Here is a 23,880-nt window from a genome sequence, read left to right on the forward strand (position 1 = left end):
GCTCGTCAGCCGGAGTGGGTCGCGAGGTAGACGAGGGCCGTGACCGCCAGCGCGATCGCGCCGAGGATGCCGCCCGCGATCGTGTCGGCGCGATTGGTGGCCACACCGTTCTCGATCCGTTCCCAGCCGATGAACGCGGCGGCCACGGCGCCGATACCGGCTGGGGCGGCGACGAACTCGCTGACGACGGGAATGAACGAGACCGCGCAGGCGATGATGCCGAGCACCAACGACGCGAGGCCGACACCGTTGCGTGGCGGCGGAAGGGTCTCTGGACCGGGCATTGCCTGAGCGTAGTCCCGCCGCGGGGTGGGTGCTGGTCACGCCCGGTCACAAGCCCTCGGTCACAGCTTCGTCATGGTTGATCGAGCAGGGGCCGGGTACTCCATGAAAATGGCAGCCCTGCAGGGATTCATTTCAGCGTCCCGGTTTCCGGGCTGTGGAGTTCGAGAAGGGATAAGGTTTGTCGATTTCAGCTGACGAATCGAAAAGTCGAAACCCGAACAAAGGTTATGTAGCCCTGCTGGGCTGGAGTTTGAATGCGGTCGAGGCGGTTGACCGGTTCGACCGCCGCTATATCGTAGTTGCGCCCGAATGGGCGGAAAGTTATTGCACGGAGCACGACATACCCTATATCCCCTGGGATTTCGAGCGGCTCAACGATCGTTCGATGGAGATCGCCGAGACCCTGAAGAAAAAGGGGGTCGATGTCGCCATTCCGATCTTCGAGGAGACGGTGGAATGGGCCGGGGCGATCAACTCCGTCCTGCTCGACAATCCTCGCCTGCTCGGGCAGTCGATGCTGCTGCGTGACAAGTCGTTGATGAAGCGGCGCGCGCAGCTCGGCGGTATCCGGGTCGGAATCTTCGAAGAGGCGCACGAACGCGATGACGTGATCCGATTCCTGAAGCGGGTCAATCAAACCCTGCTGAAACTCGACGGTGATCCCAACGATCCGATTCACCTCAAGGCGTTCGACAAGGCGGGCTGCCTCGGTCACCGGATCATCCGGACCCCCGACGAGGTGGACTCCATCCCCGACGACGAGTTCCCGATGCTGATGGAATCACACCTGGACGGCTGGGAGTTCGCGGTCGAGGCCTGGGTCCACAACGGCCGCATCTGCTTCCTGAACATCTCGGAGTACGTGACGCTCGGATACTCGGTGTTCGTCCCCGCGACGCCGGAACTCGAGAAATATCGGCCCGAGATCACCCGGCAGGTCGAAAAGCTGATCAAGACTTTCGACATCGAGTTCGGCTTCATCCATCCCGAGTACTTCGTCACCAGCGACGGGGAAATGTATTTCGGCGAGGTCGCTTACCGGCCACCGGGTTTCAAGGTGTTCGAACTACTGGAACGGACCTACGGTTTCAACGCCTACCACGCACTGGTGCTGGCGTTCGACCCGAAGACCACCGACGAGGAGATCGACGCGTTCTTCCCGAAGGAAGTGGTGGATGCCACCGGCCATGCGGGGTGCTTCGGCGTGTATCCGCGGCGACGTGTGGTCAGCCGGCTGTCGGTGCCGCCCGAGACCGAGGATCACGATTACTTCGAGACGCACGAGCTCACCGCGCCGCAGGCCGAAAAGGTCACCAAACGAACCGCATTCGGTAATCACTGGGGTCTGCTCTATTTCTTCGGTGAGGACCCGTACACTCTGCGGGATCTGTTGAAGCGACAAGAAGAGCTCGACTTCTATATCTGATCCGTTGCCATGGCAACGGTGGGCGAAGGGATCGGCGATTGAGTCCGGACGGCCACGACGGGACGAGCCTGGACCGGCGCCTCGCCACGATGGACCACGCCACACAGTCCCTCGCGGACGCAGGCGATTTCGGCAAGCAGGTCAAGCTGCCCAGGGTCATGGACTCCCTGCGGCGGGTGCTTCTGCTGCCCGGCGGTTGCGCCGCGGTGCGCGAACGCGCCGAGAAGCTGGAGACCGCGGGCCTGTTCCTCGGCACGGATTGGGCACAACCGCAGATCCTCATCCCGGCGCTGAGTACCGGTGCGTTGCGCAGCGCCAACGCCGACACCATGGTGTTGGAGGCGGTGAGTGATCTGCGATTGCTCGCGGTGGCCAAGGGCGAATATCGGCACGCGCTGGTTTCGGCCGAACAGGCCGCTGATCATCTGTCGCAGGTACTCGCGGTGAATCTGTCGCTGCTGTTCTCCCCGCCCACCGAGGCCGAGCGGGAACAGCAGGGGCGGATGGCGCAGGTCTCGCGCGAGCTGCTGCACTATCTCGTCGCCGAGGTCGGGTACGAGAAGGTGCTCGAGAACCTGGTCGACGAGATCTGGCGCATCCTGCGGCAACGGCCGATCCAGGTCGACGGGGTCAAGCGGATGATCACCCAGATCGCCGTGGCCCGGGCGAATCCCGACGTGGATCTCGGCGCCAGCGGTCTGGGCGCCGACCGGCTGATCAGCAGCCTCTACGGGACCACCGAGGGGTGCAGGGAAGACCCCGGGGTCGAGGTCTACCGCGCGCGGCTGGAATCGATGGACGACAGTGCGTTGCAGTACGAGGCAACGGGATTCGCGCGGTCCATGCACGACACCGGGCTGGTCTCGCCGTATCACGCTGTGCTGCTGCGTTTTCTGCTCACCAAGGGTGCGTACCTGCTCGGCGAGGCGATGGGTCTGTCCAGCACCGGCCGCGACAGCCTGCTCTGCTATCACGAACTCGTCCACACCCTCATCGAGCAGGCCGTCCACGTCGAAACGGCGCAGTGCGTGTACGGACTCACCTTGCTGCTCGAACGCGGCATCCTCTATCAGCCGCCGGTCGCGCCCGCGCTGTGGCGTCAACTGGCACTGCGGCTTTCGCCGCACTCGCGTCGGCGGCTGACCCAGGTGTTCGGGCCGACGCCGGAACCGCGGGCGTGGTTGCTGTCGGGGATGCTGTCGGTTCTCGGCCTGCCGCTGGGAATCGGGCAGGGCGACAACCCCACCTGCCAATCGGCGCGGGCACTGTCGATGTGGGCCTACAACGACCCTGACTATCTGCTGCAGACGCTGGTGTGGGCCGCGCGCGACGACGAGATCGTCATGCACTTCGAAGGACAGCCGATCTCCTCGCGCGAGACCGATGACACGGAATCGACCGCGCTGCAACTGGATCTGGACCCGGTATCGCTGCTGGTGGTACCGCACCTGGACCGGATCTACGCGGAGATGGGACGGCGCTGTATCGGCCGCGACGGCGATCCGCACCGCTGGATCAACCCGGAATTCCACGGCTGGTGGTCCGGACGCGGCTTCCGGATCAATGTCGACGTGGCCACCGGGCAGCTGACCGACCTCGACGAATTCCTGCGCCACTTCTACGCCGGGTACCACCCCTTCTACAACGGCAACCAGCCGGTGATCCACCCGCAGCCCGCCGGTATCGCCGTCACCGACAGCGCGGCCCGCTTCGTCGGCTGGCACGCGATCACCGTGCTGCGCGTCAGCCTCGACCCGCAGGATGTGATGCGGGTGTACTTCTACAACCCGAACAACGACAGCGGCCAGGACTGGGGCGACGGGGTCGTCGTCGGAACAGCCGGGCACGGTGAGCGTTTCGGTGAAGCGTCGCTGCCCTTCGAGCAATTCGCCTCGCGGCTCTACATCTTCCATTTCGATCCGCTCGAGCCGGGTGAGCTGGCCGCCGTCGAGCGCGCGGAGCTGGACCGGGTGATCGGCTATCTGCGGCGCAGTTGGGGTGCCGACCGCATGCCTGTGGAAACGGGTGCGGCCGAACAGGATTGATCACAGCAAACGTTCAGAGTCGAACGCTAGGGTGTGGGCGTCGGCGCGCTTCGTGCCGCGATGAGCAAGGGGATTCGATATGGGTGTCAGCTTGTCCAAGGGCGGCAATGTCTCACTGACCAAGGCGGCGCCGAACCTCACCGCCGTCGCGGTCGGCCTCGGCTGGGATCTGCGGACCACCACCGGCACCGACTTCGACCTCGACGCCAGCGCCATCGGCCTCGGCGCCGACAAGAAGGTGGTGTCGAGCGGGCACTTCGTCTTCTTCAACAACCTGAAGTCGCCCGAGGGCGCGATCGAGCACGCGGGCGACAACACCACCGGCGCCGGCGACGGTGACGACGAGACGATCAACGTCGACCTGGCCAACACCCCGGCCACGATCGACTCCATCGTGTTCCCGGTCTCGATCTACGACGCCGCCACCCGCAACCAGTCCTTCGGCCAGGTGCGCAACGCCTACATCCGCGTCCTCGACCGCAGCAACGGCGAGGAACTGGCGCGCTACGACCTCTCCGAGGACGCGTCCACCGAAACCGCCATGGTCTTCGGCGAGCTGTACCGCAACGGCGCCGAGTGGAAGTTCCGCGCCACCGGCCAGGGCTACGCCTCCGGCCTGGAAGGAATCGCCCGCGATTTCGGCGTCAACCTGTAGCGGGGCCGGTCAGCTGCGGACATTCCCGAAGGCCGGGAAGATACCGCAGCTGACCAGCCGGCTTCTCAGCGTCCGGATTCCGCGGTGCGATGTCACCCGACCGGCCCAATTCACCCGTGGTGGGTGAGGTGGTGGGTACCGCTGACAGCGAGCATCGAGTCGACGCGTCGACCGAGCTGAGGAGCTGATTCGCGATGGCATTGGACTACGACGATCGCACCGATTTCGAGAATGCTGATCGCGGGTTCATCAAGACCTTGACGCCCATGCGGATCGCCGAGGCCGACGGCACGGTCGTTTTCGACACCAGTGGGTACGGGTTCCTCGACGGGCCGTGTCCGGAAACGATCAACCCGAGTCTGTTCCGGCAGGCCCAGCTCTGTGTGAAGAACGGGCTGTTCGAGGTCGTGGACGGCATTTATCAGATCCGTGGTTTCGACATCTCCAATATGACGATCGTCGAGGGCGATACGGGCATCATCGTGATCGATCCGCTCATCTCGGCCGAGTGCGCGGCGGCCGGGTTGGCGTTGTATCGCGAGGAGCGCGGCGATCGGCCCGTCACCGGTGTCATCTATACCCACTCCCACGGCGACCACTTCGGCGGTGTCGACGGCGTGCTGCCCGACGGTCGTGGTGACGTGCCGATTCTCGCGCCCGCCGGTTTCATGGCGGAGGCCGTGTCGGAGAACGTCTACGCGGGTGTCGCGATGACGCGACGCGGCACCTATATGTACGGCATGGGGATGACGCCCGGACCCGAAGGCCAGTGCGGCACCGGGCTGGGCATTCAGGCCTCCCATGGCACGTTCGGCCTGATCCCGCCGACCGTCGACATCACCCACACCGGCCAGCAGGAGACCGTCGACGGGGTCCCGATCGTCTTCCAGATGACGCCGGGCACCGAAGCGCCCGCGGAGATGAACTTCTATTTCCCCCGCCACCGCGCACTCTGTCTCGCTGAGAACGCGACCCACAATCTGCACAACCTGCTGACCCTGCGCGGCGCCCAGGTGCGCGATCCGCGGATCTGGTCGCGCTACATCGACGAGGCGATCGAGATGTTCGCCGTCGACGCCGACGTCGCGTTCGCCTCGCACCACTGGCCCACCTGGGGTGCGGAGAACATCATGGAATTCCTGGCGCTGCAGCGCGACCTGTACATGTACCTGCACGACCAGACCCTGCGGATGATGAACGAGGGACTCAACGGCCCGGAGATCGCCGAACAGTTCGAGTTGTCGCCGAACCTGGCCGACGCGTGGAGCGCCCGTGGCTATTACGGGTCGGTGAGCCACAACGTCAAGGCGGTCTACCAACGCTATCTCGGCTGGTTCGACGGGAACCCGACCTCGCTCTGGGAGCACCCGCGTACGGCGAAAGCGGTCCGGTACGTCGAGACCATCGGCGGCATCGACGCGGTGATCGAGAAGGGACGTGCCTACGCCGACTCGGGCGATCTGCGCTTCGCCGCTGAGCTGCTCACCCACGCCGTGTTCGCCGAACCGGACAACGAAGCCGCGAAAGACGCCCTCGCCCAGACCTATCGAACACTCGGCTTCGGTGCGGAGAACGCCACCTGGCGCTGCTTCTACCTCACCGGCGACAACGAATTGCGGCGCGGAATCCAACGGACCGAGCTCGACCTCGGCGGCGGGATGGCTGCGGCACTGTCGGTGGAGCAGCTGTTCGACTCGATCGCCATCCGGGTGAACGGCCCACGCGCGGCGCAGGATTCGTTCCGGATCGAATGGCATTTCACCGACCGGGACTCCGTCGTGCGTCTCACCCTGTCCAATGGTGTTCTCATCCAGACACCGGACCCACGGTCCAAGGCCGACATCGACCTCACCCTCACTCTCACCAAGCCACAACTGCTCGGCATCCTCGCCGGCAAGGGCCTGGACGGGATCGACCACACCGGCGACTCCGGCGTCCTCCAGCGGCTGTTCGGCCTCCTGGACACCCCCGACCCGAACTTCGCGGTCGTGACACCGTAACCGTGCGGCGATGCGGCCGCGCCGGCCCCGGGCGCGGCCGCATCGCCGGTCAGAGGTGTGCGTTCCATTCGTCCAAGACTGCCGAGAGCTCTCGGTCATAGCGTTGCCGCATGGCAACAACACGAACTTCCCCCGGACGCGCGGAAGCTGACCAGCTCCTGGCCGTTCTCGACGAGTGGCAGGTGGCGATCGTCGCCAACGACGCGGACCAAATCGGTTCCTACATGGCCGACGAGTGGATCATGGTCTCCGAGAACGGCATAACCACCGCCGAACAGTTCCTGGCCTTCGTCCGGTCGGGCGATCTCACGCACTCGGCGATGGAGCGCGTCGGTGAGCCCCGAATCCGCTACCACGGCGAACTCGCCCTCCTGAGCACCCGGGTCACCAATACCGCCCATTACCAAGGCATTCGATTCGACGCCGACGAATGGACCACTGACGCCTTCATCCACACCGACGGCCGGTGGCGCTGTCTGCTGACCCAGATCACCGCCACCAAGAAGTAGTGTTCGCGCGGGAGATCAGGCGGGCGGGGTGGCCATGAGGGCTCGGACGTGGCCGAGGACGTCGGGGTATCTGCGCAGGTGCGCGCCGCCGTTGAGATCGATGGTCGAGCCGGTCATCCAGGTGGCCTTGTCCGAAGCGAGGAAGGCGGCCATGTCGGCGATCTCCTCGGGACGGCCGCTGCGGCCGAGCGGGGTGTTCTCCAGGTAGTCCTCGGTCAGGCCGGGGACGAAGGCGATGCCGGCAACCAGGGGAGTGTCGACGAGGCCGGGGGAGATGGCGTTCACGCGGACCCGGCGATCGGCCAGCTCCAGCGCCGCGACCTCCACCAGCATCAGCACGCCTGCCTTCGCGGCGCAGTACGCGGCCATTCCGGTGCCGGGCTGGCGTCCGTTGAGCGAGGCGATGCAGGTGATGCTGCCGCCGTCGGCGATGCGGCGGGCCGCGTGCTTGAGCACGAGAAAGGTTCCGGTCAGGCAGACGTCGAGGGTGAGCTGCCAGTTCGCGAGCTCGAGGTCGGTGATCGGGCCGGTCATCGACAGGCCCGCGCAGCTGACCACGGCGTGCACGTCGTCCAGGTCTGCGAATCCGGCCGCGACGGACGCTTCGTCGGTGACGTCCATCCGGATGCTGGAGGCGGACCCGCCGATGGCTGTCGCGGCCTCGGCGGCCGCACTGTCGTTGACGTCGGCGACGATCACCCGGAATCCGTCGGCGGTGAGGGCGTGCGCGGTGGCCAGGCCGATGCCCGACGCGCCACCGATCACGATGGCGGTGCGCTGGTCTGTGGTCATGGTGCTCCTCGCGGCTGCGGACCTGCCCAGTAGACAGATTCTGGAAACTGTCCAGCGATCGTAGACACATTCTCGAAGATGTCTACTCCGTTGGTAGGATCCGTCCGTACCAGGACTGATCAGCCGTTCGGGAGGTGGGCCACGTGGTCGAAACACAGGCGGTGACCGTCGGGGACAGGCTGATCGATGCGGCCCAGAAAATGCTGGCCCGCAAAGGGATTCGATCCACGACGATGATCGAGATCGCCGAGGAAGCGGGGGTGTCGCGCGCCTGGCTCTACCGGCACTTCCCCGACAAGACCGCGCTGCTCGGCGCCGCGATCGTTCGGCTCAACGACGCGCTGTGGACCGGATCCCGCGCCGAACTCGACGTTCTCGGCACCTTCGGCGAACAACTCGCGGCAGGCGTGCGCATCGGCCGGGGAGCCTACGACGCCCCCGGTGCGCTGATCATGCGTCTGCGGCGCGACGAACCCGACGAATTCGCGCTGTGCACCGGTGCCGGCGTTTCGGGCCTCGTCCCCGATCTGGCCGACTTCTGGCTGCCCTACGTCGAAGCGGCCCTCGCGCGCGGCGAGATCCATCCCGGCCATGACCGCACCGAGGTCGCCGAATGGGTTGCGCGTGTACTGATCAGCCTCGGGACCGTCCCCGGTGAAACCGTCGACGTCGACGACAACGCCGCGGTGCTGCGCTACCTCCGTCGCTACCTACTCCCTGGACTGACCACCGACCCGATTGCGGGATAAGCCGTCTCACGCACGTCGATGACGCTCAGGCTCGGTCGGGGGTTCCAGGTGGAGACGGCCCAGATGACGATGAGGTCGATGACGATGATGATCACCGACCACCACGGGTAGTACGGCAGCGACAGGAAATTGGCGATGATCGACAGGACGGCCAGGCAGTAGGCGAAGATCCGGGCCCAGGTCGCGGTCAGCATCATGCCGATGGCCACCGCCACGAGGAATACCCCCAGCGCCAGGTGGATCCAGCCCCAGCTGCTGACGTCGAGCTCGTAGCTGTATTCGCTCGGGATCAGGAATAGCTCGTCCTTGGTGACGCCGGCGATACCGCGCAGGATGCTCAGCGTGCCTGCCACCAGGAGCATGATCGCCGCGAGCATGGTGATGCCTGCCGCGAGACCCTGGCGGACGGGGTGCGAGGTGATCGTCATGGATTCGACGGTAGGGGCCGTCGGGGACGATCCGGATCCCCCGTTCTGGGTGAGGTCGAGCGGCTCCGACGGATTCACCCGATTCGGATGATGTGGACGGCCGGGGTTCTTCGCGACGATGGCGGCAAGGGTCGAACCGTGACCGCCGCCCGGTGGACACGCATCACAGAAGTGAGGGTCGAATCATGTCGTCGGTGTGGGACGTTCTCTGGGTCATCATTGTGAGCTTCTGCTTTGTCGCCTACCTGATGTTGATGTTCTACCTGCTCACCGATCTTTTCCGTGACCGGTCCACCTCGGGCTGGGTGAAAGCGGTGTGGGTGGTGTGTTTGATCCTGTTCCCGCTGCTCACCGGACTGGTGTATCTGATCTTCCGCGGTAGCGGCATGGCGGAACGAACCGCCGAAGCGCAGAAGCAGGCGCGCACGGAGGCCGACGATTACATCAGGCAGGCCGCGGGCACGAACTCCGCCGCCCAGATCGCCGACGGGAAGAAGCTGCTCGACGCCGGGGCCATCACCGAGGCGGAATTCCAGCAGCTCAAGGCCAAGGCCCTCGCCTGACATCCGCGCACCGGCGTCGCTCACAGACAGGAACACCATCTGATGACCAGTCAGCAGGAAGCCTCGGCCAGCGTCGAAGCCGACAACGAGACGTTGCTGCGTTCGCTACCGTTCGAAGACACCCAGGATTTCGCCGATGCCGAGCGCGGGTTCGTCGCGGCGCTGACGCCGGGGGTGGTGAAGAACGCCGCGGGCAAGGTGGTGTGGGACATCGACGCCTACTCGTTCCTCGACGGCGAGTGCCCGCCCACGGTGAACCCGAGTCTGTGGCGGCAGTCGCAACTGTGTGTGAAGCAAGGCCTGTACGAGGTCACCGACGGCATCTTCCAGATCCGCGCATTCGATCTGTCCAACATGACGCTGGTCGAAGGTGACGCCGGCGTGATCGTGATCGATCCGCTGATCTCGGAGGAGACCGCCGCCGCCGGGCTCGCGCTGTACCGCGAGCATCGTGGCGACCGCCCGGTGGCCGGGGTGATCTATTCGCATTCCCACATCGACCATTTCGGCGGTGTGAAAGGGGTGACCACCGAAGCAGAGGTCGCGGCGGGGCGTTGCCCGATCATCGCGCCGGTCGGCTTCACCGAACACGCGGTCGAGGAGAACGTGTACGCGGGCACCGCGATGGCGCGCCGCTCGGCGTACATGTACGGCGCCGCACTTCCTCGTGGGCCGAAGGGGGCGGTCGGTGCCGGTCTCGGGCCGACCAATTCGCTCGGCACCCCGACCTTGATCTCGCCGACGGTCTACATCGACCACACCGGGCAGACCGTGACGGTGGACGGGGTGAGCATCGAATTCCAGATGACGCCGGGCACGGAGGCGCCCTCGGAGATGAACTTCTACTTCCCCGATCGGCGGGCGCTGTGCATGGCCGAGAACGCCACCCACACCCTGCACAATCTGCTGACATTGCGTGGTGCGCTGGTTCGCGATCCGCACGTGTGGTCGAAATACCTCACACAGGCGATCAACCGATACGCCGCCCGCACCGATGTCGTGTTCGCCTCGCACCATTGGCCGACCTGGGGAACCGACCGGCTGACCGAGTTCCTCTCGGTCCAGCGTGATCTCTACGGCTACCTCCACGACCAGACGTTGCGGGCATTGAACAAGGGCTCCACCGGCATCGAGATCGCCGAGGACCTGCCCTTGCCGCCGGCCGTCGTGAACTCGTGGTCGACCCACGGCTATTACGGGTCGGTGAGCCACAATGTCAAAGCGATCTACCAGCGATACATGGGCTGGTTCGACGGCAATCCCGCCACGCTGTGGCAGCACCCGCCGGTCGCGAACGCCCGCCGCCATGTCGAATTCATGGGCGGTGCCGACGAAGCCGTCGCCAAGGCGCGAAAGTCCTACGACGAGGGCGACTTCCGCTGGGTGGCCCAGGTGCTCAACTACGTCATCTTCGCCGACCCCGACAACGCCGAGGCGAAAGCGCTACAGGCCGACACGCTCGAACAGCTCGGCTTCGGCGCGGAGAACGGCACCTGGCGCAACTTCTTCCTGATGGGCGCCTACGAATTACGCAACGGCAATGTCGGTACTCCGCTGGCGACGTCCTCGGCCGACATTTCCGCCGCCCTGTCCGTGGAGCAGGTGTTCGACGCGATGGCGCTGCGCGTCGACGGCCCGCGCGCGTGGGACGCGACAATCGTCATCGACTGGCGCACCACCGATTCCGGCACGGTGCACCGCACCGAACTGCGCAACGGAGTGCTCGTGCACTTCGACGTCGAAGGCGAGCCCCCGCCCGCCCAGGCGACGTTCACGCTCACCGAAGCGGACCTGCGCGCGGCACTGCTCGGTGGCCAGGATCTGGCGACGATGATCGGCGACGGTCGCGTCACCGCCGAGGGTGATCCCGCCAAGCTGGCCGAACTGGTCGGCTACCTCGACGCCCCCGACCCGGATTTCGCGATCGTAACCCCCTGATCCACCGGTCCGCCGTCGAAGGAGCTGCGATGGGCGCGAGGGGCGACGGTGCGGCGGCGGACCGGTGACCGACATCGTGCGGCGGGTACGACGGTGGTTCGCGACCGAGCGCATGTCGAAAGCCGATGTCGTCGCGGGAATTCCGGGTGCGATCGGCGGGGTACCGGACGGGATGGCGGCGGGTGTTCTCGCGGGGGTGAGTCCGGTGCACGGGCTCTACGCGAGCATGGCTGGGCGATTCTTCGGCGGGTTCGGCACCAGCACGCAGCTGATGGTGGTCACCACGACGAGCGCGTCCGCGTTGGCGGTGGGTTCGACCCTGACCGATGTCGAACCGGATCAGCGGTCGGGCGCCATCGTGATGTTGACACTGGTCGCGGGCGCGATGATGATCGTCGCCGCGATCTTGCGGCTGGGCAAGTACACCCGGTTCGTCTCGCACTCGGTGATGACCGGATTCCTGCTCGGCATCTCGGCCAACATTCTGTTCGGTCAGTTGCCGAGTCTGCTCGGCGCGCCGGTGCGGGGGTCGATCGCGGCGGAGAAGGCGCTGCACGTGGTGCTGCATCCGCTGGACTTCGACTGGCGGGCCGCCGTTGTCGGCGTACTCGCGACGATGCTGCTCATCGGGTTGGCACACACGCGGCTGCGCACGGTCGCCGCCCTGTTCGCCTTGGTGGTGCCGATGATCGTCGTGCTCGCTTTCGGCTGGAGCGATGTCGGTACGGTCGCTGACACAGGCGAGATTCCCACCGGGATTCCGCTGCCGCACCTGCCCGACGCGAGCACGCTGTCGCTGTCGTTGATCGCCGGGGCGCTGGCGGTGACGCTGATCGTGCTGGTCCAGGGGGCCGGGGTCGCGGAGTCGGCGCCCAACCCCGGTGGGACGCGGAGCTCTGTCGATCGTGATTTCACCGCGCAGGGCATCGGCAATATCTTCGCCGGGTTGTTTCGTGGGATGCCGGTCGGTGGGTCGGTGGGGCAGACGGCGATCAACGTCTCCTCGGGTGCGCGTGGCCGTTGGGGCGGAATGTGGTCGGGGCTCTGGATTCTGGTGATCCTGGTCGCGCTGGCCGGGGCCGTCGGCCGGGTACCGCTGCCCACACTCGCCGCGATACTGATGGTCGCCGCAGCGCGTTCGATCGATCCCGACCGTCTCGTTGCCATCTGGAGCAGCGGCGCCATCTCACGGACCGCGCTGCTGGTGACCTTCTTCGCCACCCTGCTGTTGCCCGTGACGGCGGCGGTCGGTGTCGGTGTCGGGTTGTCGCTGCTGCTGCAGCTGAACCAGGAGGCCATCGACTTGAAGGTGGTGCGGTTACGGGTCGACGGCGAGCATCTCGTCGAGGCGAAAGCGCCGACCACATTGTCCGACAACGAGATCGTGATCCTCGATGTCTACGGCAGCCTGTTCTACGCGGGCGCGCGCACACTGCAGGCGAGGCTGCCCGACCCCGACGGCGCACACGACCCGGTCGTCATCCTGCGCCTGCGGGGGCGCACGAGCGTGAGCGCGACCTTCCTGCACGTGGTCGGCGACTACGCCCGCCGGCTGGACGCGCTCGGCGGCCGCCTCTACCTCAGCGGTGTCGACCCGCGCATTCGCGACGTCTGGACCGACGACCTGCTGCACGCACAGGGCCTGCACATCGAATTCTTCCCGGCGACAAGCACTCTCGGCGAGTCGACCCTGGCCGCCTACGCCGACGCCGAGGTTCGGATCCACCGAGAACGGAGGTCGTGACGTGGGCGGACTGATGGCGTTGCTGTTGCCGGAGATCGTGGGATTGATGGTGACACCGGGCGCGGTGATCGGCTGTGTCCTGTTGCTGCGCTCGCGCGACCCGGTGCGCAACGCATCGATGTTCGGGCTCGGGTTTCTGGTGGTCTATTCGATCGTCGCGCTCGCCGCGTGTATCGGCGGTGCGCCGGACCCGTCGGCGACCACGGCCCACACCTCCCACGTCGCCGGGCTCGTGGTCGGCCTGATCTTTCTCGCACTCGGTGTCTTCATGCTGGTTCGGCCCCGCCGGAACACCGGCGAAAAGCCACGCGTGCTCGATGAACTCGCCACCGCGGGCCCACGCAAGGCCTTCGCGATCGGCGTCGTACTCGGGGTGCTGAACCCGAATCTGTTCATCATGATGTCGGGGATGAGCGTGATCGCCAGCTCCGCCGTCGGCCTGGCCGCGGCGCTGTTGGCGACCGTGATCCTGCTGGTCGCGGCGGTCGTCGACTTCCTGATTCCGATCGGGATCTATCTGGCGATGGGCGAACGGGCCGAACACGGTCTGGCGGTCGCGCAGACGTGGATGCTGAGCCACAGCCGGATCCTGACGTTGTCGGTACTGCTCGGATTCGGTGCCCTGTTCACCGCTCGCGGCATCGTCGACCTCGCCGGCTGAGATGACTGTTCGGAAAGGACCGCCATGCTGAGCTTTCTTGTCCCGCAGGAGCAACGTCGATCGCTGGACGAGCTGACCGACAAGCTGGACCTGTCGGTGGGCCAGGTCGCGTCGAAGCGGTCGGCGTTCTGGATCATGCTGGTGATGTCGGCGGTGATCGCTATTTCGGGGGTCATCGGCGATTCCACCGCGACGGTGATCGGCGCGATGATCGTCGCGCCGCTGTCGATACCGATCCTGGGTGTCGCGTTGGGCGTGGTGACCGGTCGCGGGCCGTTGCTCGGCCGGAGTCTGCTGCTGGTCCTGTCGGGGATCGTGGTGGTGGTCGCGCTGGGGTTCCTCTTCGCGCAGGTGCTGCCCAATCCGGTGAATGTGCTGTCCAACGCCCAGGTCGTCGGGCGGACCTCGCCGAAATTGATGGACCTGACCGCGGCGATAGCGACCGGCATCGTCGCGGCGATCGCGATCACCCGGCGTGACGTGGGCGATGTGCTGCCCGGGGTGGCGATCGCGATCTCGCTGGTGCCGCCGCTCGGGGTGGTGGGGGTGTGCCTGGGATCGCATGCGCCCGCGCTCGCCGGTGGCGCGTTCGTGCTGTTCGCGTCGAATGTGGTCGCGATGATCATCACGTCGACGATCGTGCTGCTCATCGCCGGGTACGCGCGCGAGGCCGATCCGGCGACGATGCGGCGGGGCCGGGCCTACCTGGTGCTCGGCGCGGCGCTGGTGCTGGTGGCGATCCCGATGATGCTCAACTCGCTGTCGACCCTGTGGGCCGGTCAGATCGCCGACGCGGCCGGCGACTGGCTCCGGGACACACCGGACGCACAGGTCATGGATGTCACCCTGCACAGCGATATCGCGACCGTCTCGGTGCTCGGTCCCGCGCAGTTGCCGCCGCGTGAGGAGTTGCAGCGAAAGGTGGACGAGCTCGTGCCGTGGGACCCGAAGCTGGTCATCATCCACACGGTCGGCGGTCGCGTGCAGTGAGCACAGCGCGACGCCCCCGGCACCGTGGCCGGGGGCGTCGTTCACCGGAAACTCAGCTGAGCAGTTTGGCTTTCGCGGCGGCGAATTCGGCGTCCGACAACGCGCCCGCGGAATGCAGCTCGGCCAATTTGCCGAGCTGGGCGACGGTGTCGTTGCCCGCACTCGGCGCGGCGGGCGGCGGGGGAGCCGGTTGCTGCGGCGGAGGCGGCGCCTGCTGTTGGGCGTAGGCCTGTTGTTCGGCCGCCCGCTGCGCGCCGCGCCGGTTCACCGCGTTCGAGGTGGCGGTCGCGGTTCCCGCGACGACCGCGGTTCTGGCGATGGTGCCGATCAGTCCCGGTCGCCCGACGCGACCCCTGCGAAGTGGCATATCGATTCCTTCCTAGGCGAGGGCGAGCGCGGCGTCGACGGCATCGCGCGGTACCTGCACGTGCAGCGCGACCTCGCCGTCGGCCGCGCGCACGGCGCTTGCCAGGCGCAGTGCCCACGTTTCCTCGAAAACGATGACGACAGCGGTCGTTCCCGGTTCCATCGACGCGCGGACCACATCGAGGTCGTCGTCGCTGACGAGGTCGATGTCGGCGGCCGTCAGACCCGTCAGACCCACCACGGCGATGTCGTCGTCGATCTCGCGTTCGGTGATCGCGCCCGCGTCGTCCATGGACAGCACGATCAGATCGAGCAGCGTGACCGTGCCTTTGGCGACGATCTCGGCCAGTGCCGCGGACACCGATTCGTCGATCTCGGTGCCGGGAAAAGTGAGCACAAGGAATTCGACCGGTCCGAGCGTTGCTGGTGATCCCATGGGCCGAATCATGCCGTCGGTGAGTGCCCGGCTGCTTCACCCGAATCGGATGAAAACAGGCGCGCGCAGTTCACCCGGAAAGTGTGAGGCGCGCCGGGACCGGCCCGCTTAGCGTCGTGGCATGGGCTCAGTAATCGGCGGTCTCCTGCCACTGGCGGTGGGTGTGGCGGTCTCGCCGATCCCGATCATCGCCGCCATTCTGATGATCTTGTCGAAGAACGCGGGCGGTGCCGCGAAGGGCTTCGCCGTGGGGTGGGTGGCCGGCATCCTCGTCGTGACCGGCGTGATGACCTTGCTCGCCGGGACACTGGGCGGCACGGACAGCGAACCGTCGACCGGCGCCTCGATCGTGAAGATCATTCTCGGCATCGCGCTGGTGGTCCTGGCGGTGATCCAGTGGCAGGAACGGTCGCAGACCGAGGTGCCCGGCTGGATGAAGGCGATCGACACGCTCACGCCGGTGAAGGCGCTGGGGCTGGGGGCGCTGCTGTCGGGCGTCAATCCGAAGAATCTGCTGCTGTGTGTGTCGGCGGGTGTCGCGATCGGGGCAGGCGGTCTGAGCGCGGGGGGCGACCTGGTCGCGATCGTGGTGTTCACCTTGCTCGCCTCGGTCACCGTGCTGGCGGTGGTCGTGGGGTACATGCTCGCGGCCGACAAACTCGGTCCGATGCTCGACAGCCTGCGGGAGTGGTTGCAGCTCAACAACCATGCGGTGATGGCGATCGTGCTGTTGATCATGGGCTCCGTGGTCGTCGGCAAGGGCATCGGCGGGCTGTAGCGAGGAGGAATCGTGGCGCTGTCGATACCGGTGTTCGAGTCACTGCACGGCTATCGGCGGGCCTGGCTGCGACCGGATGTGATCGCCGGTCTCACGGTGTGGGCGGTACTCGTGCCCGAAGCGCTGGCCTACGCGTCGATCGCCGGGGTGCCGCCGGTGGTCGGGCTCTACGCGGCGGTGCCGTCACTGGTGCTCTACGCGCTGGCAGGCAGTTCGCGGCACCTGGTGGTCGGCCCGATGTCGGCGACCGCGGCACTGTCGGCGGCGATCATCGCCCCGCTCGCGGGTGCCGACAACGGCCGCTACATCGCGTTGACGGCCGCACTCGCCATCGCGACCGGCCTGGTCGGTCTGCTCGCCGGTCTCATCCGGCTCGGCTTCATCGCCGCGTTCATCTCCGAACCGGTGCTCAAGGGCTTCATCGTCGGACTCGCCCTGGTCATCATCATCGGGCAGGTGCCCAAGTTGCTCGGCGTCGACAAACACGACGGCAACTTCTTCCGGCAGGCGTGGGGCATCATCACCGAGCTGGGCCATGCCCAGTGGCGCACTGTGACGGTCGGCCTGATCAGCCTCGCGCTGGTGCTCGCATTGCGCCGCTGGCTGCCGTTCGTTCCCGGCGCGTTGGTGGCTGTGGGGTTCGGCATCGTGGTCGTGACGTTGTTCGGACTCGACGACGAGGGTGTCTCGATCGTCGGTCATATCGACGCGGGACTGCCCACACTCGGCCTGCCGTCGGCGGTGTCGTTCGGTGACTACCTCGATCTGCTCGGTCCCGCCGTCGGAGTGTTGCTGATCGGCTTCGCCGAGGGTCTCGGCGCCGCGAAAACCTATGCGGCCAAGGCGGGGTATCCCATCGACGCGAATCGGGAGCTGTTCGGGCTCGGCGCCGCCAATCTCGGCGCGGGGCTGAGTTCGGGGATGGTCGTCAACGGCAGTTTGTCGAAGACGGCGGTCAACGGTGGGGCGGGGGCGAAGACCCAGCTCAGCGGGCTTGTCGTGGCCGGGCTCACCGTCGTCACGCTGCTCTTCCTGACCGGGTTGTTCGAGAAACTGCCGGAGGCCACTTTGGCGGCGGTCGTGATCGCGGCCGTCATCGAACTGGTCGACATCGCCGCCCTGCGCCGCCTCTACCGGGTCTGGACCCACATGCTCGCCAGCATCTACGGCAGGGCGGCACGCGCCGACTTCCTGGCCGCGATGGCCGCGATGCTGGGCGTACTGATCTTCGATACGCTGCCGGGTCTGCTCATCGGTATCGGCGTGTCGATGCTGCTGCTGGTGTACCGGGCTTCGCAACCGCATGTGGCCGAGCTCGGCAAGGAGGGGTCGTTGTGGGTGGCCGCCGTCCGGCACCCGGACGCGGCGACGCGCCCAGATCTGCTGGTCGTGCGGGTGGAATCGGGGTTGTTCTTCGCCAACTCCGATTATGTGAAAGACCAGATCGAAGGGCTGTGCACCGACCGCACCCGGATGGTCGTCCTCGACGCCGAGACCTCGCCCTCGGTCGACGTGACCGCCGCGGCGATGCTGCTCGCCCTGCGTGACACGCTGGCGGCCCGGCGCATCGGGTTCGCGATCGCGCGACCGGTCGCCCAGTTCGGTGACGCCCTCGGCTCGGCCGAGCACGGTGATGTCCCGGTCCCGATCTATCCCACCGTCGCCGCCGCGGCCGCGGCACTGTCCGGCTCATGACCATGCTCGCCTGCCGAAAGGAACTCAGATGAACGGCATTCTGGTCGCTCTCGTCGGAGCGCTGTTGTGCTTCTACGGGATTCGCTCGGTCCACCTTGGCTTGCTCGCGATCGGGTTCGGTCTCGGCTGGCTGATCGCGGACCTGTTCAACGCGAGCTTCTGGTGGCTGTTGCTGGCCGCGCTGATCGGCGCGGTGTCGGTCTGGGTGGTCACCTCGCTGGTGTTCCGTTTCGCCTCGTATTTCATCGGCGGTCTGACCGGCGTGATGATCGGTACCAAGCTGGCGACGGTGTTGCAGCCCGGTGACAAGAACGTCGCCTTGAGCATGATCGTCGCGCTCGCGGTCGGCGTGTCGGGCGCGTTCCTGGCACAGAAGTTCCGGGCTCGCGCACTGCTGTGGTTGACCTCGATCGGCGGCGCCAGCATGGTCTGTAGCGGTGTCGCACTGTTCAGCGACTCGCTGTCGTTCCTGCGCGACCCCGAGCCCGGCTGGCAGCAGGTCACCGCCACCCTGGCCTGGGTGGGTCTGTCGATCCTCGGCTGGATCACCCAACGCCACCTGTTCGCCGAGAAGCTGGGCATCCAGCACCTGGTCGGTGACGACGACGAGCCGGACATGAGAGACCGCAACGGCGGCTGGCCCACGAGGTGACCAGCCGGCGGTCGGCACCACCGGCTGGTCGAACCCGGATCAGTGGGCGGTGCCGCCCGTGGCCGGGGTGCGGCCGTGCTTCATCACCAGGGCGAGGATAAGGGCGACGGCCGAGGCCGCCGCGCAGACCCAGAAACCCAGTTGGTAGCCACGATCACCGAACAGGTCGGGCAGCGGGGTGGCCGGTTGGTCCTGGCCGCCGACGCTCACCAGGGCGCTCATGCCGTTGCTGTGCAGGAACGCGGTGACGATGGCGAGACCGATCGCGACACCCATGGACTGCATGACGCCGAGCATGCCCATGCTGACGCCCTGTTGTTCCTGCGGAACCGCCTCCACCAGCAGGATCGGCATACAGGCGTAGTACATGCCGAAGCCGATGCTGAAGATCGAGTTCACGATCAGGAAGTTGGTGGTGGTCAGCGGCAGGACCGCGAAGGCGACGGCCGCGGTGGCGAAGATGACAAGTGCCGCGACGAGCGGCAACCGGGCACCGACCCGCCTGGCGAGCAGACCGGCGACCGCGCCGAAGATCATCGTGATCACCGAACCGAGCAGCGCGATCCGGACGGCGAACTCGAGCAGGGTGTATCCGCTGCCGTAGGTGTAGCCGGGATCGAGCGTCACCTGCACGGCCTCGATCGGCAGTGCCTGACCCGTCAGCTGCTGGATCTGGGCCAGGGTGCCCTGCGCAACACCGTCGACGACGGTCGACTCCGGCGGGGTCTGGGACATGTAGGCGATGGCGTAGGACACGATGCCGATCTGCAGCGACGCGAAGAGCGCACCGGCCAGCACCAGCGCCACGCGGGGGTGGAACAGCAGCTGCATGTCCATGATCGGTGTGGTGGCCCGCTTCTCGACGAGGACGAACAGCACCAGCAGCAACAGGCCCGCGATCAGCCAGGCCAGCGTGGTCGGCTTCGACCAACCCCAGTCGTGGCCCTTGTCGACGTAGATCAAGGTGAGTGCGGCACCACCGGCGAGCAGTGCGGCGCCGACGATGTCGATGCGCTCGGTGACCCGCAGCTTGGACTCGGGCACGATGAACCACACCAGCGGCAACATCACCACAGTGAACGCCCCCAGTACCCAGAAGATGGCACGCCAGCTGTGGTTGTCGACGAGGTAGCCGCCGAGCAGCGGGCCCGCGATGGAGGCGACGCCGAAGCCGGTCGCGGTGAGACCGAGGGCGAGCGGAACCATCTTGCGCGGCATCAGATCCCGGATGAGACCGTAGGCGATCACCGCGGTCGCGATGGCGGTGGCTTGCAGGCAGCGACCGAACAGGAACACACCCCAGTTCGAGGTGGTCGCGTCGAGTACGCAGCCGATCACGAACAGGGCGCCGCAGATGAGGAACATCCGCTTCTTGCCCCAGACATCACTCATCTTGCCGATCAACGGAGACGCGGCCGCGCCGATCAAACCGAAAACGATGATGGCCCAGTTGATGTTGGCCCCGACGCCGGGGAAGCTCGGTGCGATCTTCTGTAGGGCCGCCGCGACGATCGTGTACTGCATCGGGGCGATCTCGGAGAAGAGCACGATCACGGCTAGGACCGTGAAAATTCTTGCGCGCGAAGCGCCTTCGAGTCTTCCGGTGTCATTGGTGTCGTCTGGCTTGATGGTACTGGTGGACATGGCCACGCTCCGTTGTTCGAGCTGATAGAAATTTCGAGCTAGTAGATGTAGGCGGTGTGGGGAAGGTCGGTGACGGAAGTTCCGGCCCGCACGATGAATTCGCCGGGTTCGCTCTCCCAGCCGCTCGCGCCCCAGTGCTGGAAGGCGCGAGCGGGTAGGTCGATCGACACCGTGTGAGTCTCGCCGGGGGCGAGGCTGATGGTGGTGAAACCGGCGAGCCAGCGAACCGGACGGTCGATTGCGCTGTCCGGGCGCGAGAGATACACCTGGACGACCTGTTTGCCGGTTCGCTCACCGATATTGGTCACCGTCAGCGCGACGGTGCGGCCCTCGACGGTGAGATCGCTGGTCTCCCAGGTGGTGTAGCCCAGACCGTGACCGAACGGGTAGGCGGGTTCGATGTCTGCCTTCAGCCACGCGCGGTAGCCGATGTGGATGCCCTCGGCGTAGTCGAGCACGCCGTCGACGGGGGTGGTGTCGAGCACGGGGACGTCGGCCATGGTCTTCGGCCACGTGGTCGGCAGCCGGCCGCCGGGTTCGGCGGTGCCGGTGAGGACATCGGCCAGCGCCGCGCCGAACTCCTGGCCGGGGAACCAGGCGAGCAGCACGGCGGCGACATCGTCGCGCCACGGCATCTCCACCGGCGCACCGGAGTTCACCACGACCACCGTGCGGGGGTTCACGGCGGCGATCGCCGAGACCAGCTCGTCCTGGCGGCCGGGCAGCCGCAGCGAGGTGCGGTCGACGCCTTCGCTCTCGATCTGCTCGGTGGTGCCGACCACGACAACGGCCACCTCGGCGGCCGCTGCCTGTGCGACCGCGGCCGCGAACTCTTCGTCGTCGGCGCGCTGGGGACGGCGGATACCGAGCGTCGCGCCGAGGATGATGCCGAGGCCGGGCATCGCTTCCTCGATGCTGGTCACCACCCGGACATCGACCTCCTCGCCGACGGCGAGCACGCGCGTGACGTGGCGTTGCGGCGGGTTGAGCAGTGCGGCGGCCGGGTCGCCACCGTCGAGCACCATGTTCTCGTCGAGCACGGTCTCGCCGTCGAGGTCGAGCCGGATGTGACCGACCCCGCCGAAACCGATCTGCCATTCTCCGGCCATGTCGGCGCGCAGGCGCGTGTGCAGCTCGATCGTGTTCGACCGCGCCGCGAGCTCATCGCCGAGTAGGACGAGTCGGCTCGTGGTCCGGTGTTGGGTACCGAGCTCGGTCTCGTCCTTGAAATAGCGGGCCGACAAGCCGGGCTCGCCGGTGTCGGGGTCGGTCATGAGGGCGAGCGGGGCCGGGATCAGCGCCTCGGACAGGTGGACGCCCGCGGTGTGTGTCAGCGGTCGTCGGCCGGTGAGACCTTCGACGGGGGTGGTCGTGTGGCCCGGGATGACGGTGGCGCTACCGCCGCCGAGGAACCGGGGTTCCCCCGCCGACGGGCCGAGCAGGGCGACACCGGTTTCCGGTGCGAGCGGGAGGATTCCGTCGTTGCGCACCAGGACCATCGCCTCGGCGGCGACCCGGCGAACCAGGTCCTGTGCCTGCTCGTCACTGAAAACCGGTGTGGGCTGGGGTGTTCCGTCGAGCGCGCCGACGCGGTGTGCGAATCGCAGGATGCGACGGACTTTGTCGTCGATCACGGATTCGGCGATCTCGCCTGAGCGAACCTTCGCGGCCAGCGGCTCACCCCACAGGTACCAGGGCCCCGGCATGCACAGGTCGGTGCCGTTGGCCGCGCTCTCGGTGCTGCGGACCGCGGTCCAGTCCGAGACGACGACACCGTCGAATCCCCACGCGCCCTTGAGTGGTTCGTCGAGCAGCGGGTTCTCGGTCATGGTCGTGCCGTTGACCGAGTTGTAGGCGTCCATGAGCATCCACGCGCCCGCTTCCACGGTGCGTTCGAAGGGGTAGAGGTACAGCTCGTGCAGCGCGCGGTCGCCGACCCGCACGTCGACGGTGAAGCGGTCGGTCTCGGAGTCGTTGGCCACGTAGTGCTTCGGGCACGCGCTGACCCCGTGCGCCTGCACCGATCGCACGTAGGCGCCGGCCATCTCGGCGGTGAGCAGCGGGTCCTCGGAAAAGCATTCGAAGTGCCTGCCGCCCAACGGCGAACGATGCAGGTTCATCGTCGGGCCGAGGACCGCGTAGACGTCCTTGCGGCGCGCTTCGGCGGCGATGAGCGCCCCGATCTCGGTGAGGAGTCCGGGATCCCAGGTCGCGGCGACCGCGGTGCCGGAAGGCAGGCTGACCGAGGGATCGCGCTCGTCCCAGTTCTCGCCACGCACCCCGGAGGGGCCGTCGGACACCGGCATCTCGGCGAGTCCGATCGCGGGGTCACCGGCCATCCGGAACAGTCCTGCGCCGGAGATCAGCCGGAGCTTGCCCTCCAGATCCAGCTCGGCGAGTAGCTCCTTGATGCGGTCTTCCATGAAGAGGCAGCCTTTCTTCGATCAGCGGGTGAGGGTGCTGGCCTGCTCGGACCAGTACGGGTTGTGCAGGAATTCGCCGGTGCCCGCGACGAATGCGCCACGGGCGGCCGGATCGTCGCGCAATTGGCCACGGAACCACGCTGCCGAGTAGCCGAGGTAGCGATAGACGCCTTCGGTGCAGCTGTAGTTGGTGCAGTCGGGCCGGCCCTGGATGTCGTTGTGCTGGGCGCCGACCAGCGCGGCGCGGGCCTTGGGCACCTGCGCGGGCAGGGCGTCGTAGTACGCCTGCATGGACTGCTCGCCGATCAGCTCGGGTGGCAGCTGCTGGGTCCCCGGCGAGATGCCGTCGGCCGAACCGTTGACCAGCAGCACCGAGCCCGAGGTGATCGCACTGGTGTCGACACAGGCGCTCTGGCCGTCGACCGTCGGCAGCGACGAACACACCGCGGCCAGCGGCATCTCGAGCGTCACGGCGGTGTCGACCAGGCCGGACCCACGCGCGAGCGCGTTCAGCGCACCCAGACCGCCTTGGGAGTGACCCGCCGCGCCCACCGCATCGAGATCGATCTTGCCGTGGAAGACGCTGCTCGGGTCGTTGTTCTGCCCGGCGAGGTAGCGCACGGCGTCGAGCATCTGCACGCCGGTTCCGGTGTCGGTCCGGTCGGCGGCGATCACGACGAATCCCCACGACGCGAGGTGTGCGAGCAGGTACGCGTATTCGCGTGGGTGCGCCATCGTGCCGTTGCCCCACGTGATGACCGGGTGAGCGCCCGCGCCGAGATCCGCCGGGTACCAGATGTCGTAGGTATCGCCGGTCGAGGTGCAGCAGTCGGCACCGGATCGCTCGGCCACCGCCCATGGCCCCGGGCTGTAGTAGGTCGCCTCGACCGGCGCGGCCGGCTGGTAGGACGGCGCGGCCGAGACCGGTGCCGTCGACACGGCCGCGGTCAGCGCGACGGCGGTCAGGGCGATGCGGGCGCCTCGATGCACCCGCTGGACAGTTCTGATGCTCACGATCTCCGACGTTAAGCAGGTGAACGGGCATAGAGGGCCCGCCACGTCGTCTTGCAGACATGTTGCAGACACCCACGCGCGGGGCTG

22 protein-coding genes are annotated in these 23,880 nt (G+C 66.9%); 14 read left to right on the forward strand and 8 right to left on the reverse strand.

The window, feature by feature from the left end; translation table 11 throughout:
- Positions 1-5: 5 nt before the first annotated feature.
- The gene (locus tag ACFTS5_RS10470) at positions 6-284 is read right to left on the reverse strand and encodes a hypothetical protein (RefSeq protein WP_378629624.1); all 279 of its coding nucleotides are present in this window, start codon (positions 282-284) and stop codon (positions 6-8) included.
- A gap of 386 nt (positions 285-670) precedes the next feature.
- Here ACFTS5_RS10470 and ACFTS5_RS10475 point away from each other — a divergent pair, with 386 nt between their 5' ends.
- The 5 genes from ACFTS5_RS10475 (at position 671) to ACFTS5_RS10495 (ending at position 6,920) form a co-directional block, all read left to right on the forward strand.
- Complete coding sequence (locus ACFTS5_RS10475) at positions 671-1,711, forward strand: acetyl-CoA carboxylase biotin carboxylase subunit family protein (RefSeq protein ID WP_378629625.1); 1,041 nt, start codon at positions 671-673, stop codon at positions 1,709-1,711.
- Positions 1,712-1,800: 89 nt separating this feature from the next.
- Positions 1,801-3,756, forward strand: coding sequence for a hypothetical protein (locus ACFTS5_RS10480; RefSeq protein WP_378630026.1), 1,956 nt, complete (start codon positions 1,801-1,803; stop codon positions 3,754-3,756).
- A 79-nt stretch (positions 3,757-3,835) separates the two neighbouring features.
- The gene (locus ACFTS5_RS10485; RefSeq protein WP_067457219.1) at positions 3,836-4,411 is read left to right on the forward strand and encodes a TerD family protein; all 576 of its coding nucleotides are present in this window, start codon (positions 3,836-3,838) and stop codon (positions 4,409-4,411) included.
- Positions 4,412-4,605: 194 nt separating this feature from the next.
- A complete protein-coding gene (locus ACFTS5_RS10490) occupies positions 4,606-6,411 on the forward strand; it encodes an alkyl/aryl-sulfatase (protein ID WP_378629627.1) in 1,806 nt (601 codons plus the stop codon).
- 110 nt (positions 6,412-6,521) lie between these two features.
- Complete coding sequence (locus ACFTS5_RS10495; RefSeq protein ID WP_378629629.1) at positions 6,522-6,920, forward strand: nuclear transport factor 2 family protein; 399 nt, start codon at positions 6,522-6,524, stop codon at positions 6,918-6,920.
- Positions 6,921-6,935: 15 nt separating this feature from the next.
- On the opposite strand, the gene ACFTS5_RS10500 is transcribed toward ACFTS5_RS10495, so the two are convergent.
- Positions 6,936-7,712 (reverse strand): SDR family NAD(P)-dependent oxidoreductase, encoded by a 777-nt coding sequence (locus tag ACFTS5_RS10500; protein WP_378629630.1) that lies wholly within the window; start codon positions 7,710-7,712, stop codon positions 6,936-6,938.
- A 143-nt stretch (positions 7,713-7,855) separates the two neighbouring features.
- Between ACFTS5_RS10500 and ACFTS5_RS10505 the strand changes: the two genes are divergently transcribed.
- Positions 7,856-8,461 carry a TetR/AcrR family transcriptional regulator gene (locus ACFTS5_RS10505; RefSeq protein WP_378629632.1) on the forward strand — a complete coding sequence of 202 codons (606 nt, stop codon included), beginning with the start codon at positions 7,856-7,858 and terminating at the stop codon, positions 8,459-8,461.
- Here the strand turns inward: ACFTS5_RS10505 and ACFTS5_RS10510 are convergent.
- Entirely contained in the window at positions 8,419-8,889 is a 471-nt protein-coding gene (locus ACFTS5_RS10510; RefSeq protein WP_378629633.1) for a hypothetical protein, read from the reverse strand. The genes ACFTS5_RS10505 and ACFTS5_RS10510 overlap by 43 nt on opposite strands.
- 185 nt (positions 8,890-9,074) lie before the next feature.
- Between ACFTS5_RS10510 and ACFTS5_RS10515 the strand changes: the two genes are divergently transcribed.
- The 5 genes from ACFTS5_RS10515 to ACFTS5_RS10535 all read left to right on the forward strand — a co-directional run bounded on the left by ACFTS5_RS10515 (position 9,075) and on the right by ACFTS5_RS10535 (position 14,785).
- Positions 9,075-9,452 (forward strand): SHOCT domain-containing protein, encoded by a 378-nt coding sequence (locus ACFTS5_RS10515; protein ID WP_378629635.1) that lies wholly within the window; start codon positions 9,075-9,077, stop codon positions 9,450-9,452.
- Between the two features lie 42 nt (positions 9,453-9,494).
- Positions 9,495-11,390 carry an alkyl/aryl-sulfatase gene (locus tag ACFTS5_RS10520; RefSeq protein WP_378629636.1) on the forward strand — a complete coding sequence of 632 codons (1,896 nt, stop codon included), beginning with the start codon at positions 9,495-9,497 and terminating at the stop codon, positions 11,388-11,390.
- Between the two features lie 64 nt (positions 11,391-11,454).
- Positions 11,455-13,134: a SulP family inorganic anion transporter gene (locus ACFTS5_RS10525; protein ID WP_378629638.1), complete on the forward strand. Its 1,680-nt coding sequence runs from the start codon at positions 11,455-11,457 to the stop codon at positions 13,132-13,134.
- A gap of 1 nt (position 13,135) precedes the next feature.
- Positions 13,136-13,795, forward strand: a complete 660-nt coding sequence (locus tag ACFTS5_RS10530; protein ID WP_378629640.1) for a GAP family protein — start codon at positions 13,136-13,138, stop codon at positions 13,793-13,795.
- Positions 13,796-13,819: 24 nt separating this feature from the next.
- Positions 13,820-14,785, forward strand: a complete 966-nt coding sequence (locus ACFTS5_RS10535; protein WP_378629641.1) for a DUF389 domain-containing protein — start codon at positions 13,820-13,822, stop codon at positions 14,783-14,785.
- 52 nt (positions 14,786-14,837) lie between these two features.
- Here ACFTS5_RS10535 and ACFTS5_RS10540 read toward each other — a convergent pair whose 3' ends face one another.
- Together ACFTS5_RS10540 and ACFTS5_RS10545 are read right to left on the reverse strand one after the other, a co-directional pair.
- Positions 14,838-15,152 carry an SHOCT domain-containing protein gene (locus ACFTS5_RS10540; RefSeq protein ID WP_378629643.1) on the reverse strand — a complete coding sequence of 105 codons (315 nt, stop codon included), beginning with the start codon at positions 15,150-15,152 and terminating at the stop codon, positions 14,838-14,840.
- 12 nt (positions 15,153-15,164) lie between these two features.
- On the reverse strand, positions 15,165-15,587 hold the full coding sequence (locus ACFTS5_RS10545) for a DUF6325 family protein (protein ID WP_378629646.1): 423 nt from the start codon (positions 15,585-15,587) through the stop codon (positions 15,165-15,167).
- Positions 15,588-15,708: 121 nt separating this feature from the next.
- Here ACFTS5_RS10545 and ACFTS5_RS10550 point away from each other — a divergent pair, with 121 nt between their 5' ends.
- The 3 genes from ACFTS5_RS10550 to ACFTS5_RS10560 are packed head-to-tail and all read left to right on the forward strand — an operon-like array spanning position 15,709 to position 18,712.
- Positions 15,709-16,365 carry a GAP family protein gene (locus tag ACFTS5_RS10550; RefSeq protein ID WP_378629647.1) on the forward strand — a complete coding sequence of 219 codons (657 nt, stop codon included), beginning with the start codon at positions 15,709-15,711 and terminating at the stop codon, positions 16,363-16,365.
- Positions 16,366-16,377: 12 nt separating this feature from the next.
- On the forward strand, positions 16,378-18,060 hold the full coding sequence (locus ACFTS5_RS10555; protein WP_378629650.1) for a SulP family inorganic anion transporter: 1,683 nt from the start codon (positions 16,378-16,380) through the stop codon (positions 18,058-18,060).
- Between the two features lie 28 nt (positions 18,061-18,088).
- Entirely contained in the window at positions 18,089-18,712 is a 624-nt protein-coding gene (locus tag ACFTS5_RS10560; protein WP_378629651.1) for a DUF4203 domain-containing protein, read from the forward strand.
- 39 nt (positions 18,713-18,751) lie between these two features.
- On the opposite strand, the gene ACFTS5_RS10565 is transcribed toward ACFTS5_RS10560, so the two are convergent.
- From ACFTS5_RS10565 to ACFTS5_RS10575, 3 genes are read right to left on the reverse strand one after another with little or no spacing between them, the layout of a single operon-like run.
- Entirely contained in the window at positions 18,752-20,356 is a 1,605-nt protein-coding gene (locus ACFTS5_RS10565) for an MFS transporter (protein ID WP_378629652.1), read from the reverse strand.
- 38 nt (positions 20,357-20,394) lie between these two features.
- Complete coding sequence (locus tag ACFTS5_RS10570; protein ID WP_378629654.1) at positions 20,395-22,779, reverse strand: beta-glucosidase; 2,385 nt, start codon at positions 22,777-22,779, stop codon at positions 20,395-20,397.
- 21 nt (positions 22,780-22,800) lie between these two features.
- A complete protein-coding gene (locus ACFTS5_RS10575; protein WP_378629655.1) occupies positions 22,801-23,793 on the reverse strand; it encodes a hypothetical protein in 993 nt (330 codons plus the stop codon).
- Positions 23,794-23,880: the final 87 nt, after the last annotated feature.

It is taken from the genome of Nocardia sp. NPDC056952 (assembly GCF_042674185.1).
Classification (GTDB): domain Bacteria; phylum Actinomycetota; class Actinomycetes; order Mycobacteriales; family Mycobacteriaceae; genus Nocardia.

Excerpts from the sequence above, each read along its gene's own strand:
- ACFTS5_RS10500 (WP_378629630.1), bottom strand. The coding sequence starts at position 7,712 with ATGACCACAGACCAGCGCACCGCCATCGTGATCGGTGGCGCGTCGGGC.
- ACFTS5_RS10535 (WP_378629641.1), top strand. The coding sequence starts at position 13,820 with ATGCTGAGCTTTCTTGTCCCGCAGGAGCAACGTCGATCGCTGGACGAG.
- ACFTS5_RS10470 (WP_378629624.1), bottom strand. The coding sequence starts at position 284 with ATGCCCGGTCCAGAGACCCTTCCGCCGCCACGCAACGGTGTCGGCCTC.
- ACFTS5_RS10485 (WP_067457219.1), top strand. The coding sequence starts at position 3,836 with ATGGGTGTCAGCTTGTCCAAGGGCGGCAATGTCTCACTGACCAAGGCG.
- ACFTS5_RS10545 (WP_378629646.1), bottom strand. The coding sequence starts at position 15,587 with ATGGGATCACCAGCAACGCTCGGACCGGTCGAATTCCTTGTGCTCACT.
- ACFTS5_RS10565 (WP_378629652.1), bottom strand. The coding sequence starts at position 20,356 with ATGTCCACCAGTACCATCAAGCCAGACGACACCAATGACACCGGAAGA.
- ACFTS5_RS10560 (WP_378629651.1), top strand. The coding sequence starts at position 18,089 with ATGAACGGCATTCTGGTCGCTCTCGTCGGAGCGCTGTTGTGCTTCTAC.
- ACFTS5_RS10515 (WP_378629635.1), top strand. The coding sequence starts at position 9,075 with ATGTCGTCGGTGTGGGACGTTCTCTGGGTCATCATTGTGAGCTTCTGC.
- ACFTS5_RS10495 (WP_378629629.1), top strand. The coding sequence starts at position 6,522 with ATGGCAACAACACGAACTTCCCCCGGACGCGCGGAAGCTGACCAGCTC.
- ACFTS5_RS10540 (WP_378629643.1), bottom strand. The coding sequence starts at position 15,152 with ATGCCACTTCGCAGGGGTCGCGTCGGGCGACCGGGACTGATCGGCACC.
- ACFTS5_RS10475 (WP_378629625.1), top strand. The coding sequence starts at position 671 with ATGGAGATCGCCGAGACCCTGAAGAAAAAGGGGGTCGATGTCGCCATT.
- ACFTS5_RS10510 (WP_378629633.1), bottom strand. The coding sequence starts at position 8,889 with ATGACGATCACCTCGCACCCCGTCCGCCAGGGTCTCGCGGCAGGCATC.
- ACFTS5_RS10490 (WP_378629627.1), top strand. The coding sequence starts at position 4,606 with ATGGCATTGGACTACGACGATCGCACCGATTTCGAGAATGCTGATCGC.
- ACFTS5_RS10570 (WP_378629654.1), bottom strand. The coding sequence starts at position 22,779 with ATGGAAGACCGCATCAAGGAGCTACTCGCCGAGCTGGATCTGGAGGGC.
- ACFTS5_RS10520 (WP_378629636.1), top strand. The coding sequence starts at position 9,495 with ATGACCAGTCAGCAGGAAGCCTCGGCCAGCGTCGAAGCCGACAACGAG.
- ACFTS5_RS10550 (WP_378629647.1), top strand. The coding sequence starts at position 15,709 with ATGGGCTCAGTAATCGGCGGTCTCCTGCCACTGGCGGTGGGTGTGGCG.
- ACFTS5_RS10480 (WP_378630026.1), top strand. The coding sequence starts at position 1,801 with ATGGACCACGCCACACAGTCCCTCGCGGACGCAGGCGATTTCGGCAAG.